Genomic DNA, 13,742 nt, shown 5'->3' with positions numbered 1-13,742 from the left:
GGTATAGATTGCTTAAGTTTCACAAGATAAACCAGATATTTTTAGCAAAGAAAACCCAGCAATTTTCCTAATAATTCTCCAGAGGAGCGCTTATGACAAAGCAAGATAATCAAAATAATCAAGCCCCTAGTCGCCGCGATAATAAAAAAGTGAATTCATTCAATTTAAAGGCTCTTAGATCCTCAAAATGGTTACCCAAAGAAAAGAAAACCTATTGGATCTTAGGTGCCGCGGCTGTGGTAGTCGTTATATGTGCGATTGCTTTTAAAGTATATGCTGATATTTCAGGATTCGGTTCTGATATTTATGAGGATGTGAATTCAGCGCAACTTCGTGATGCAGATGCCCAATTAAAAAATGGCGAACCGATTACTATTTTACTAACAGGCCTTGATAGTGGGGCGCTTTATTACGAGGATGTTGAGGAGACGCAGACGGATGTAATGATGGTCTTCACCATTAATCCAAAGACCAACGAATCAACTGTCGTATCTATTCCAAGGGATGCCTTAGGGGTCCAAAGTGATACGGATGAATTTGATAAATTAAACCATGCTTATATGAATTATAATGGGATTGAAGGGACAATCAACTCCCTACAACGCTATTTAGATATGCCAATTGATTATTATGTGAATGTCAATATGCAAGGGTTTATGGACGTGATTGATGCCTTGGGTGGTGTGGATATTACGCCAACCTTAACTTTTACTCAAAATGACGTTTCATTTACAGAAGGCGAAACACGTACCTTATCTGGCATAGAAGCAATGCAATACGTACGGATGCGTAAATCGGATCCTGAAGGTGATATTGGCCGTGAAAAACGACAACAGCAATTAATCGAAGCGGTAGTAGATAAGGTCATTTCACTTGGAACAATTACCAATTACAATGACATCTTAGATGCCGTAGGTGATGATATTAAAACAAATATTACAGTGGATAATATGTTTGCCTTGCAGTCAAATTACTTAGCAGCCATGGATAATTTAAATAAATTAGTCTTTGATGACTATGTTGACCTAAACCTAGATTTTGGTTACTACATGTTAATTCCAGAATTAGAGCGTTTAGAAAATGTATCCATCATGCAAGACAACATCGATTATGAAGCAACCAATTCAGCCATCGTTTATCCTGTAGAGTATGGGGTGGAATCAACCTACTTCCCAGTGTCTGACTTGAATTGGGATGGCGTCTTAACAGATGATGAGATGGCCATTCAACCAGGGGTATATTCAAGAGAAGATTTGAATGAACTGGTCAAATATATCTTTGGTTATTCAATTAATGACTACTTAGAATCAACAGGGAACACAGACTTGATCGATGAAAATGAAGATCAAACGATTCCAACCACTTTAGATGATGAATTGCTAGAACAGATTACTGCTGGCTTTGACCCAAGTGGCACTGTGACTGAGGATACAAGTAGTGACTTGGATACATACGGTGACCCAACTACGGAAGAAGATACGGGAACATATTACGATTCATCTACTTATTCGGAAACATCCGATTATACAGATACATATAGCGATACTTATAGTGATGAAGCACCGGCAACATCAGAATCAATGACAGTACCTGAAGAAATCGTGCCGGAAACGAGTCAAGAAGCACCTGACACTTCAGAAGCGCCGGTTACATTTGAAGAACCAGTGACCGATATGCCTGTTGAATACAGTACCGTTACAGAATAAATCATAGAATAATAAATAGCATAAAATTTGTAAAAGTTTATATATCTATCTTTGAGGAGGAGGGATTATATGGCAAATAGAGAAAGTCGCCATCGTAGGAGTCAAGGGGAAGCGTATCATGAGGAGCGTCCTCGTAAGAAACGTCGTGGATTATTGGGTTGTTTTGGTTGGGTATTGTTAGCCTTTTTAATTATTGGGGGCGGGATTCTTGCATACTCATACTACCGAATTGACCAAACAGGAGACGCTATTTATCAGCCTGCGGACGCTGATGGTGCGGAACCGGTAGAAGAAGTCCGTGAAAAAGAAGTGACTGTTTCGGATAAAGAACCAATTTCTATTTTACTCATGGGGATGGACTCAGGGGGGACAAGAACGACTGGTGAACAAAATACCGATGTGATGATTCTTGTGACCATTAACCCGAATACACAAACTGCTAAAATGGTATCCATTCCACGTGATACTTATGTTTCAAGTATTGATTTCAAGATTAACGGTGCTTATGCCATGGCCGGTGGGGCATCTGGTTCAATCAATGCAGTTCAAAACCTATTGAATGTACCGGTTGACTACTATGCCTTAGTGAATATGACGGGTATGATGAACATCATCGATGCAATTGGTGGGGTATCCTTATACAATGACTTCACTTTCTCTCAAGGTGAATATACTTTCCCAGAAGGTCAAATTACCTTGGAAACGGGTGCTGAAGCTTTGGCTTATGTCCGTAACCGTTACGATGATCCAGATGGTGACTATGGTCGTGCTGACCGTCAATGCCAAGTCCTATTAGCCATCTTAGACAAGTATTCTGATGTATCTAATATTGGGTCTCTAGGTAGCTTATTTGACACAGTACAAGCCAATGTGGTTACTGACTTAACTGTTTCAGATATGACCCAATTAGCCTTGAACTACCGAATTGATTCTGAAAATGTTGAATCTACTACTTTAGTAGGTACGGGCGATATGTCGACAGGTATTTACTACAATATCCTATCTGAATCGCAAATTTCAGAAACCTCTGCAGAACTTAGAGATCATTTAGAATTAGAATAGCTTTATGCTTGTAAAATGGGAGTCGTGTGTAGTGCACGGCTTCTTTTTTTCGGAAAAATTCTGTTTAGCTGACATGAATAACGTATAATATAGGTAAGAATGATACATGAGGAGGAATTTTAAATGATCGGTGTAATTGGTAGTATTTCAACAGATTTCGTTGTAACGACAAACCGTGTGCCAAAGCAAGGTGAAACGGTTTATGGTCAAGCTTTTGAAACAACTTTTGGTGGTAAAGGGGCCAACCAAGCGGTAGCAGCAGCAAGACTAGGTGGACAGGTGCAAATGTTTGGTTGCGTTGGTGGCGACCAATTTGGACAAGAAACTAAGGCAAATTTAGCGCGAAATGGTGTGGATGTGACAGCTGTTAAAACAATTGAAAATACGACAACAGGTTCAGCGCATATTACCGTTTTTGAAGGGGATAATGCCATCGTTTATGTGCCTGGTGCTAACCAAGAAGTCACCGTTGACTACTTGAAATCAGTGGAAGCGGACTTGTTAGCTTGTACCTATTTTGTGATTCAAAATGAAATCCCTATGCCTTCTATTCAATATTTAATCGATTTGGCAGACGCGCACGACATTCAGGTGACTTATGATCCAGCGCCTTTTATTGAGATTGACAAGGCCTATTTAGAGAAAGTGGACTATTTATTGCCAAATGAAACAGAAGCTAAAGAGATGTTTGGTGATTTGGATACGGATGCATTATTGGGCCAATACCCAGCCCAGTTATTGGTTACAATGGGTGGTGACGGGGTCCGTTACCATGATGGAGAAAAGGCTGTCCATGTGGCAGCGATTAAAGGGAATGTAGTGGATACAACGGGTGCTGGCGACACCTTCTCAGGTGCTTTTACCGTGGCCTTATCTAAAGGTAATAGCTTAGCTGACGCCATTCAATTTGCCTCAATTGCAGGTTCTTTATCTGTTCAAAAATTTGGTGCCCAAGGTGGGATGCCAACGATTGATGCCTTAAAAACGCATGAAGAATTTAATGATAGCTGGCAAGTATAAAGGTAGATTTTTCTTTGCAAGAGGGAGACTAGTGATAAGCTAGTTTCTTTTTTGTTTAAATAAAAATTCTCTGAGATTAATAGTTCGTCTTTTAATATAAATTCTACGAGGGTAAAACCGCTTGTTTTTAATTTAGTAATGTTCGGGCTAATTAGAAAAGATAATGTTCGTTAATTGGTGAAAAAACCAGTCAATTTATGCATTGGTTTGGATAAATTTTGACAAATCGCTAAAAAAACGAATAAATAAAACTTGCAATTCAGAAATTAAGTGTGTAGAATACGAATTGGTGTTTACGGACACCTTTTGTTGTTGAAGATATTGATAGAGAGAAAGGCGAGTTGAATTCGTGGAAACTTTTGATTATGAACAAGTCCAATTAATACCTGCTAAATGTGTGATTACAAGCCGTAGCCAGGCAGACACTTCAATTGAATTTGGAGGTCGTGAATTTAATATACCAGTTGTGCCAGCAAACATGCAGACTGTATTAAATGAAGAGTTAGCTGAAGAATTGGCCCGCAAAGGTTACTTCTATATTATGCACCGTTTTGAACCAGAAAAACGTATGCCATTTATCAAGCATATGAATGCTGAAGGTTTATTTGCGTCAATTTCTGTTGGTGTAAAACCAGAAGAATATACTTTCATCGATGAAATCAAAGCAAGTGGTGAACGCGTAGACTACATGACAATTGATATCGCGCACGGTCATTCAGAGACTGTTATCGATATGATTAAATACATTAAAGAACAGATTCCAGAAACATTTGTGATTGCTGGTAACGTGGCAACACCTGAAGCAGTGCGTGATTTAGAAAACGCTGGCGCTGACGCTACTAAAGTAGGGGTTGGACCTGGTCGTGTATGTATCACTAAAATCAAAACAGGTTTTGGGACTGCTGGTTGGCAATTACAAGCGATTAAATTATGTGCTAAAGCAGCGCGTAAACCAATTATCGCTGATGGTGGTATCCGTACAAACGGTGATATTGCGAAATCTGTACGTTTCGGTGCATCAATGGTTATGGTCGGTTCATTATTAGCTGCCCACGTTGAATCACCAGGTGAAACTGTAGAGCAAGATGGTGTAACTTATAAAGAATACTTTGGTTCAGCATCTCAATTCCAAAAAGGTATCTATAAAAACGTTGAAGGTAAGAAGATGTTGATCGAAAGCCGTGGTAGCTTATGGCACACAATGCGTGAAATGCAAGAAGATTTACAATCAAGTATTTCATATGCAGGTGGCCGTGACCTAGGTGCTTTACGTACGGTTGACTACATGATCGTACCAACTATTTACAACGGTGACTAATTTTAAGGCCGATATTATAACCAAGGTAAATTATAAAATTTTCAAGGGGCTGTGGCTAAAAGCTGCAGTCCTTTTATTGACGAAAAAATTTGTCTAAATTGGCTTGTCAGCCATGAAAGTGCTGGTCCTTTTGCCCAGAAAAAATGGAAATATGGTATGATAAAGGGTAGATATTTTGTGAGAGGGAGGTGTTGTTGTTGGCTGGTAGAAATCAAAATGGACCTAAGGATAAGCGGTTATTTGCCATGCTGGTCCTGGCGGGATTGATCCTATTTCTATGGGTTGGTAACCGGATGGCGGAAGAGCGGTTGGCTGAGCCGGTTGAGGTGGCCAAAGAGGTGTCCCGGACGTCGTCGATTTACCAGGAGATTTTGGAGGACCACCAATTAGCGTCTGAGTCGTCGCGGGTGAGTCAAGCAGATGAAGGGAACAAGAATGACCAAGCATCTTCTTCTATAGAAGACAGTAGTGGGGATGAGGCAAGTTCTTCATCTGAATCAGGTGGTGACTCGGCATCTGAAAGCCAACAAGGGGCTTCCTCGCTAGAGGAGGCTGAGGATTTAGGGCAGCTCAACCACCAGAACTCTCCTAGTGTGCCGGGTGGGCAGGCTTATGTTGAAGTCAATGACAATGTGCCGATTTTTACGGATGCGGATTTGACGGATGTTGAAGAATCTTGGGAGCGGTATAGCCCTTTGGATGATTTGGGTCGGGTGTCTGAAGCTAATGCCTTGTTAGGGGCGGACTTGATGCCGGCTGAATCGGAACAACGAGAAGCCTTGACCGCAATCACACCAACTGGTTGGCAACAAAACCGTTATGATATTGTGTCGGCTGGCTGGCTGTATAACCGAAGTCATTTAATTGGTTTTCAGTTGACTGGTCAGCAGGATAATTTGCTGAACTTGATGACCGGGACCCGGTATTTCAATGTGGAAGGTATGCTACCTTTTGAAAACTATGTGGCTGCTTACGTGGAAGATAGTGAAAATCATGTCCGCTACCGGATTACCCCCTTATTTATGGGTGATGAATTGTTGGCACGAGGTATTTTTATGGAAGCTTATTCGATTGAGGATGATGGTGAATTACAGTTCCATGTCTATATTCCAAATATGCAACCAGGGATTGAGATTGATTATAAAGATGGATCAAATCAATTAGCCGTATAAAATTTAAAAGTCTGACTTGATTAAGAAGCATTGCGATCAAGTCAGACTTTTATTTATCTATTAATTAATTTATTTATTTATTTATTTATTTATTTATTTATACGCTTTTATTTGCCGGTCTAAAAATTGTTGGGCTACTTGTTGTCCAAAGGCAAAAGACATTTGCGCATTGTTGTTTCCGTATTGTGTGGTCATAATCCAACGACCTGTTAAGAATAGGTTGTCGTGTGTCGCGTACCGTTGAGAGGTGACTTGAGCCTGAGGCCAGGTTACCAATACACCACCGTCTATAGCGGGCGTAAATAAGTCACGGTCAACCATGTTTTTAATGAATATATCTTGTTCAGTTGCTGGCAGTAATTGACTTTCGAATCCAGCTGCATTGACTAAAATATCCACATGTTTACTTGAACCATTCTCAAAAATCATTTCAAATCCACCATCACTATGAGGCTTGATATCTGTTAGCTTATCATGGAAGGATACCTTTTCCTCGTCATACCACTGAATAATATCTTGTAAGGCTTCATGGGTCATTTGGCTTCTGAAGTGTTCAAAAGTATCTAAATATTCTTGTTTATAGGTATTACGGTCAAGTACTGACATGCCCATATATATATCAGGGAGATATGGGGTGATAATACCAGTATAAATTTGGAATATTTGTAGGTCACGGTCGTAGTGAGTTAACTCTTGACGAATTTCAGTGATTGAGCCAGTCCCATATCGATCAATTACCCGTTTAATATCCACATCGTTAGCCGTCATATCTGCCATAAAAGTTTCTAAAATATTTTCTAGTGGAATGTAGCCGTTGTGGGATGCCTTTTGATTTTTAATCCAATCCATATTAAAAGTAGCCTGAATATGTCCATCATATGGTCCTTGTTTAGCAGAAGAGAATGGTGTCGACCGTGTGAAAAAGGTAATTGAGCGAGCAAGTTGACCAGCAAAATGATATTGCAGGTAACGCATAACATCAAGACCAGTTAAACCAGAGCCAATAATACCAATTTTTTGACTTGGGTCAAGAACGCCAAGTTTATCGCTTACTGGGTAAGGGTCATGGATGTAACCATCGTGACCAATTAAATGGTAGTGATCAGCATATGGTGGATGGCCAATATTTAAGAAAACGGCTTGATAAATCGCTTCTTGCCACTGACCATCAGCTGTTTGTATTTGGTAATGGTAAGGCTTATCTTGGCTTCCAGTAATGTGATGACCAACTTTATCCACGACTTGGATATCTTGAATATGTTGGTAGTGGATATGGACACGGTCATTGTTTAAGTAAGTCGCCATACGGTCCTTTAAATAAGCGCCGTACATAGCGCGAGGAATGAAGGCAGACGGATCACAGTAGTCCGGATGATGATTGGTTAACCAATCTAATAAATCATGAGGATTGTCTGCATCGATTGATAAATCATGAGCGAGGGAATTCATGATTAACTTATCGTCGTCCTCTTGATAGGGGGAGCCGTGACCTAAGTGACCAGCTTCATCATAGATATCAATGGTTAATGGTTGATTTGGGTGTTGATTTTGAAAATCAATCAGGGCTTTTAGGCTGCCATTTCCAGCTACGCCTAATCCCACAATCGCAATTTGCATAGTGATCTCCTTATATTTTGTTTAAAAAAATTGTTCTATAGAGGAAAGTATAGTGGAATATATTTGATCTCATGCAAATATATTTTCTGCTCCCTATTACCGCTATAAATTATAGCATATTCCTATGTTTTACAAGAAAATTCCCTATGAAATATCCGTAATTCAAAAGAGGCTAGCATTAAAATTCCCTAAATTTTATCTTAATGTAATGTTGTTTTATGTTAGGATATGGTATTTTTGTTGAATACGAAAAGGAGTTATAATTATGAAACCAAATTTAAATAAACAGCTGACAATGCGCGAGCTCATTGTCGTAGCTTCCACGTTGTTTGGCTTATTTTTTGGTGCTGGTAATATTATTTTCCCTGTTTTAATGGGACAAATGGCTGGTAACCATGTTTGGCAAGCAAGTCTAGGATTTATTATTACTGCAACTGGGCTACCTTTATTAGCAGTAGCTGCTATGGGGATGACACACTCAGAAGGTGTCTTTCATTTAGCTAGTAAGATTTCTAGAAAATATGCATACTTTTTTACGGTAGCACTGTATTTAACTATAGGCCCATTCTTCGCTAGTCCAAGGACGGCATCTGTATCTTTTGAAGTGGGTTTTGCGACAACAAGTTTCGCTGAGTCACCTGTCGCTTTATTGATTTATTCAGCCTTATTTTTCGGGGTAGCCTTGGCATTATCACTTCGGCCATCAAACATTATGGATTATATTGGTAAGTTCTTAAATCCTGTGTTTCTTATTTTCTTAGCAATTATTTTTATTCGTGCATTTACAATGCCGGAAATAAGCGTAACTGAAGTTGAATCAATTGCTAGCTATTCAAATCAAGCCTTTTTCCAAGGGTTTTTGGAAGGTTATAATACGATGGACGTCTTAGCAGCATTGGCTTTTGGTATCATTATTATTCGCTCAATCCGTAAATTAGGCGTGAATGAACCTAAAAACTTGGCCAATTCAACAGTAAAATCCGGTTTGTTAACTGCTATATTAATGGGTTTGATTTATTTCAGCTTAGCTATTTTAGGTACACAAAGTCGTGGCTTTATTGATGTTCAGGAAAATGGGGGCGTCGCGCTTTCATTGATCACCCAACACTACTTTGGAACTGCTGGCTCAGTCATCTTAGCTATAGTTATGGTCTTCGCATGTTTAAAGACAGCAATCGGATTAATTGTAGCTTGTGCAGAAACTTTTGAAGAACTTTTCCCGAATAAATTATCATTGACCAATTGGACTATTTTATTTGCGGTCTTATCTTTCCTTGTTTCAAACGTAGGATTAACAACGATTATTGGCTTATCCACGCCGGTATTAATGTTCTTGTATCCATTAGCAATTTCACTAGTTATTATCGCTTTATGTGAACCTATTTATACCAGTAAACATGTATATCGCTGGGTTACTATTTTTACAATGTTTGCAGCCTTATTCGATTTCATTAAAACTTTACCCGAAGGCATCTTTGATGCAATCGGTGGAGAAGCTATTGGTCATTTCGCCGAAGCAGTCTTACCATTCTATGCCTACGGATTTGGCTGGCTAGTCCCAGCTCTGATTGGACTCGTTATTGGTATTATTCTTACTGAAAAAGAAAAAATAGCTGGTTAAACGAACGGATAACACCTCTACTTCTTGATTTGAAGTGAGGTGTTTTTTGTTTGCAAAATACAACTATCGTTTATAAAATTGATAGAGATTATTTTATATCGCATATATTAACTGTTACGTATGCCAACAAATATAATAAACGTATATTTTTTTCTAGTGCAACGATAACAGTATATTTAAAATGCCTATCGTCTGGAATAAAAATACTACTGAACGTGTGAAGATGGATAAGGAAGCTGCGTCGTTACAAAAATCCAGCCAGCCGTTTTGGTAAGAGAGAATTAGCCTCATTTATTATGAATTTTATTGGTCTCATATCTTCAACCTTGTACTTCATCGGTACTGATAATATATACTGTTATAACAGGTATGGGTTATCTTGGATCTACTGTGTTCAATTCAGTTATCTGGACGGCAATTCTAGAGGTTGTAAATGATAGTGAAGTGACAACACATAATCGTCAAGATGGTGCTGTATATTCTCTTTATTCATTTGCACGTAAAGCAGGATAAGCTAGATTTATTACGGGGCAAGCTTCAGCTATGGTAGGTTACCTTTCAGATGCGCTAGTGTAACAAGAGTCAGACATAAAAGAATGGATTTATATATTAGGGAGTCGAGTACATAGTATTTCTTTCATTCTATGTGTATTGTTGTATTGCTTGTTTACTCATTCAAATCGTAAACGTGTATTAAATTAGGTTGCTGAACTTGAAGCGCATCGCAATGGCTAATGAAACTTTATGCATTATCTAGTTATGGTAACTAGGAAAAGGAGTAGTGTTAAAACTTACTCTTTTTTTTGTCTCTTGGTCATGTTAAACTATGTCGACACCATTTTTAGTACAATGATGTATTTTTTAAGGAGACCCATAAATATGAAAACAGCAATTATTGTTGACTCAACAGCAACTTTACCAGAAGACCTAAGCAGTCTAGAGAATGTATTTCAGATTAAATTGAGTGTTATTTTTCCTGATGGAGAAGTGCGCGAAGATTCTAGTGACCCTCGAGTGATCTCCGACTATTATAATGAATTAGAAAATATGACAGTATTACCAACAACGTCACAGCCTACAAACGGACAAATTTATGACCTATATGAAGAAATTATCAAAGCTGGCTATGATGAAGTTTATGGCATTGTGATTGCTAGTCAATTAAGTGGCACTCTGTCTTCATTAGAAGCGGTATCAAGAGAGTTTACCGATCAAGTTACCACCCATATTATTGATGCTAAGTCGACATCAGCTGTGTCGCAACATTTGGTAGGTGAGTGTTTACGATTATTAACAGCAGGTCATACTGCAGCAACTGTTGTACCCGCCTTAGAACAAGTAGCTAACGAAAGTGAAACTTATATCTTGGTGGGTTCATTGGACAACCTAGTAAAAGGAGGCCGTTTATCAGCTGCCGGTGCCTTCTTTGGTAACCTATTAAAAATTACACCTTTAATTAAAATTGACCAAACGGGTGCGCTAGAAGTGATTGATAAAATACGTACTGACCGTAAAATGAAAGAAAAATTCAAAGGGATTTACGAGACTGCCCACGCTAAGTATGGCGAACGTTTACATGTGTCTGTAGCCCACTCAAACGCTTCAGAACGCGCTTTAGAACTTGTTGCCAATATGTCAGATGATATGGATATGTCACAAGTAACTGTCTCTGCATTAACGCCGGTTGTAGGGACCCATGTAGGGAACGGTTCGATTGGGATCTTTTTATTGGTAGATGCCGAATTGTAATATTCGAGAAAAATACGATTTATCGCATTTTTTTTGCTATAATGTACCTTGAATAAACACAGTGCACCAAGTGTTACAAGGAGGAGAATATTATGCGCTCAGCAATCATTGTAGATAGTACATCTAGTTTGCCTGACGAATTAAAAAACCATCCCGATGTGTACGAGGTAACTTTAAAGATTACTTTTAAAGATGGCGAAGTGATGGATGATACCACCAACGAAATGAGTTTGAAACACTTCTACCATAAAATGGTGAGTGTAGACGAATTGCCAACCTCATCTCAACCCGAACCAGCGGACTATTACCGAATTATGGATCAACTAGTAGCCAAGGGTTACGACGAGGTTTATGGGGTCTTTATGTCTAGTAAACTGAGTGGGACCTTCCAAACAGCCCGTATGGTCATGCAAGAATATCAAGATCGAATCAATGTCCACTTGATCGATACCAAGGCTGTATCCATTATCATTGCCCACGAAGTGAAAGAATTGATTCGGCTGATTGAATCAGGCTATAAAGCTGAACAAATTATTCCAGCCATGAACCAAATGATTCAAGATTCAGAAATTTATGTCTTTATCGAAGATTTAAACAACTTGGTCAAAGGTGGCCGGGCCAAAGCAGCCTCAGCTTTTATAGGGTCTGTATTAAAAATCTATCCGATCCTACGATTTGAAGATGACGGGACAGTAGACGTTTTTGAGAAAATCCGTACTGAAGGAAAGATTAAAAAATCTTGGTTGCATATCTATGAAGAAGCCCGCAACCAATTTGGTGACCGTCTGCATTTAGGCTTTGCCCACGGTGATGCCTATGATAAGGCCATTGAATTCAGAGACTTTTTCCTAGAAAACTATCCAAATGAAGACATCATTATCCGTTATTTAACACCCGTTTTAGGGGTTCACGGCGGTAAGGGTGCATTGGGGATGGGGATACTAGTAGATGCTGACTTAGACTAAGCGGAGGCTTTATGTTATCAACACTTATTTACTTGGAAAATGACTTAGACCAATACTTGATGCTCCACCGGACGAAAAAAGCCAACGACGTCAACCACGGGAAATGGATTGGTATCGGCGGCAAATTTGAACATGGTGAATCACCTATGGAATGTTTGGAAAGAGAAGTCAAAGAAGAGGCTAGCCAAAACTTGAAATCAGCCGTTTTTCGAGGAATAGTCACTTTTATCTATGCTGACCAAGAACCTATGTATATTTTCTTATATACGGGTCAATTAGAAAATAATGAGGTCGGACAAACCAGAGAAGGGGACCTAGCTTGGGTAGACAAGGATAAGATTTTTGACCTAACCCTTTGGGAAGGCGACCGTATTTTCCTCAAAGAATTGATTGGGTCATCTACTTTGATGGATATTAAATTAGTTTATGATGAAAATGATGTTTTAAAATTGGTTGAAAAGCGGTAGAGTATATAGTAGTTAGAAATGAATGATTGTTGTGAAATTGTAAGGTGACTTTACCAATTTCTTACATATAAATTGTTTATATATAGTATATTGTAGAAATGAAAATGCCCTACTTACAAAAAGATTCATGTATCCGGGATCTTTTTTTGTGTATATAGTAATCACAATACTTTATTCAATATATGAAAAGGAGGGAATGTAATGATTGATATCCATAATCATATATTACCTGGAGTGGACGATGGTGCTAAAGATATTGAAATGTCAATAGAGATGGCGAATGTTGCTGTTCAAGAAGGGATTACCCATATCTTAGCCACACCTCACCACCGTAATTCAGAATTCGTTAATGAACGCAGCAAGGTTGAAGAAGCTGTTGGGCAACTACAAGTTGAACTTGACCGCAGAGGTATTGATTTAGTGGTATTCCCTGGTCAAGAAATCAGACTCCACGGTGAGTTGTTAGACCACATTGACCAAGGTGAAATTTTATTTACAGATTTAGATGGCCATTACATTTTAATTGAATTTCCAAGTCATGAAGTACCGCATTATGCGGAACAAGTATTCTTTGATTTATTGTCACGAAATATTCGCCCAATCATCGTTCATCCGGAACGTAATCAAAAGATTATTGAAAAACCAGAAATATTAAAACGTTTTGTGGAGATGGGTTGTTACGCACAGTTAACAGCAGCTTCATATTTAGGGGAGTTTGGTTCTGGTGTTGAAGAAACGAGTCGTTTGCTGATTGAAGAAAATCTTGTCCATATGCTCGCTTCAGATGCCCACCGTCCACATGGACCTAGGGGCTTTAATATGGAGGCAGCCTTCAACAAAATGCAGGCTGAGTATGGAACTAGTATCGTGTTTGATTTTAAAGCCAATGCGAAAAGTTTAGTGAATGGGGAGCCAATGATCACCAATTTTGTTTTAGACCAACCGAAACGTAAGAAGAAATTTTTTGGTTTGTTTTAGTTTATTGGGTTTGTAGTTTGTTATAAATACGTATCAAAAAAAGAAAAGAACAAGTTGGGAGCGTAAC

11 protein-coding genes are annotated in these 13,742 nt (G+C 38.8%); 10 read left to right on the top strand and 1 reads right to left on the bottom strand.

Features of this window, described 5'->3' with window-relative positions; all coding sequences use genetic code 11:
- Positions 1-92: 92 nt before the first annotated feature.
- The 5 genes from AWM74_RS02365 to AWM74_RS02345 all read left to right on the top strand — a co-directional run bounded on the left by AWM74_RS02365 (position 93) and on the right by AWM74_RS02345 (position 6,278).
- A complete protein-coding gene (locus AWM74_RS02365) occupies positions 93-1,706 on the top strand; it encodes an LCP family glycopolymer transferase (RefSeq protein ID WP_026466486.1) in 1,614 nt (537 codons plus the stop codon).
- A gap of 69 nt (positions 1,707-1,775) precedes the next feature.
- Positions 1,776-2,768: an LCP family glycopolymer transferase gene (locus AWM74_RS02360; RefSeq protein ID WP_026466485.1), complete on the top strand. Its 993-nt coding sequence runs from the start codon at positions 1,776-1,778 to the stop codon at positions 2,766-2,768.
- 123 nt (positions 2,769-2,891) lie between these two features.
- Entirely contained in the window at positions 2,892-3,788 is an 897-nt protein-coding gene (gene rbsK, locus AWM74_RS02355; RefSeq protein WP_026466484.1) for a ribokinase, read from the top strand.
- Positions 3,789-4,137: 349 nt separating this feature from the next.
- Positions 4,138-5,106: a GMP reductase gene (locus AWM74_RS02350; protein WP_026466483.1), complete on the top strand. Its 969-nt coding sequence runs from the start codon at positions 4,138-4,140 to the stop codon at positions 5,104-5,106.
- 197 nt (positions 5,107-5,303) lie between these two features.
- Positions 5,304-6,278: a DNA/RNA non-specific endonuclease gene (locus AWM74_RS02345; RefSeq protein ID WP_026466482.1), complete on the top strand. Its 975-nt coding sequence runs from the start codon at positions 5,304-5,306 to the stop codon at positions 6,276-6,278.
- Positions 6,279-6,371: 93 nt separating this feature from the next.
- Here AWM74_RS02345 and AWM74_RS02340 read toward each other — a convergent pair whose 3' ends face one another.
- On the bottom strand, positions 6,372-7,895 hold the full coding sequence (locus tag AWM74_RS02340; protein ID WP_026466481.1) for an FAD/NAD(P)-binding protein: 1,524 nt from the start codon (positions 7,893-7,895) through the stop codon (positions 6,372-6,374).
- Between the two features lie 265 nt (positions 7,896-8,160).
- On the opposite strand from AWM74_RS02340, the gene brnQ reads away from it, so the two are divergent.
- The 5 genes from brnQ (at position 8,161) to AWM74_RS02315 (ending at position 13,675) form a co-directional block, all read left to right on the top strand.
- Positions 8,161-9,516: a branched-chain amino acid transport system II carrier protein gene (gene brnQ / locus AWM74_RS02335; protein WP_026466480.1), complete on the top strand. Its 1,356-nt coding sequence runs from the start codon at positions 8,161-8,163 to the stop codon at positions 9,514-9,516.
- An 879-nt stretch (positions 9,517-10,395) separates the two neighbouring features.
- Positions 10,396-11,265 carry a DegV family protein gene (locus tag AWM74_RS02330; protein WP_026466479.1) on the top strand — a complete coding sequence of 290 codons (870 nt, stop codon included), beginning with the start codon at positions 10,396-10,398 and terminating at the stop codon, positions 11,263-11,265.
- 92 nt (positions 11,266-11,357) lie between these two features.
- Positions 11,358-12,230 carry a DegV family protein gene (locus tag AWM74_RS02325; protein WP_026466478.1) on the top strand — a complete coding sequence of 291 codons (873 nt, stop codon included), beginning with the start codon at positions 11,358-11,360 and terminating at the stop codon, positions 12,228-12,230.
- An 11-nt stretch (positions 12,231-12,241) separates the two neighbouring features.
- Positions 12,242-12,697: an NUDIX hydrolase gene (locus tag AWM74_RS02320; RefSeq protein ID WP_016896429.1), complete on the top strand. Its 456-nt coding sequence runs from the start codon at positions 12,242-12,244 to the stop codon at positions 12,695-12,697.
- A 201-nt stretch (positions 12,698-12,898) separates the two neighbouring features.
- On the top strand, positions 12,899-13,675 hold the full coding sequence (locus AWM74_RS02315) for a tyrosine-protein phosphatase (protein WP_026466477.1): 777 nt from the start codon (positions 12,899-12,901) through the stop codon (positions 13,673-13,675).
- The last annotated feature ends 67 nt before the right edge of the window (positions 13,676-13,742 follow it).

It is taken from the genome of Aerococcus urinaeequi (genome assembly GCF_001543205.1).
GTDB lineage: Bacteria > Bacillota > Bacilli > Lactobacillales > Aerococcaceae > Aerococcus > Aerococcus urinaeequi.
The sequence above is the reverse complement of the archived record's forward strand: the minus strand, read 5'-3'. Positions and strand labels throughout refer to the sequence as shown.

Coding starts and splice junctions, on each gene's coding strand:
- AWM74_RS02365 (WP_026466486.1), top strand. CDS start 93: ATGACAAAGCAAGATAATCAAAATAATCAAGCCCCTAGTCGCCGCGAT.
- AWM74_RS02360 (WP_026466485.1), top strand. CDS start 1,776: ATGGCAAATAGAGAAAGTCGCCATCGTAGGAGTCAAGGGGAAGCGTAT.
- rbsK (WP_026466484.1), top strand. CDS start 2,892: ATGATCGGTGTAATTGGTAGTATTTCAACAGATTTCGTTGTAACGACA.
- AWM74_RS02340 (WP_026466481.1), bottom strand. CDS start 7,895: ATGCAAATTGCGATTGTGGGATTAGGCGTAGCTGGAAATGGCAGCCTA.
- brnQ (WP_026466480.1), top strand. CDS start 8,161: ATGAAACCAAATTTAAATAAACAGCTGACAATGCGCGAGCTCATTGTC.
- AWM74_RS02330 (WP_026466479.1), top strand. CDS start 10,396: ATGAAAACAGCAATTATTGTTGACTCAACAGCAACTTTACCAGAAGAC.
- AWM74_RS02325 (WP_026466478.1), top strand. CDS start 11,358: ATGCGCTCAGCAATCATTGTAGATAGTACATCTAGTTTGCCTGACGAA.
- AWM74_RS02320 (WP_016896429.1), top strand. CDS start 12,242: ATGTTATCAACACTTATTTACTTGGAAAATGACTTAGACCAATACTTG.
- AWM74_RS02315 (WP_026466477.1), top strand. CDS start 12,899: ATGATTGATATCCATAATCATATATTACCTGGAGTGGACGATGGTGCT.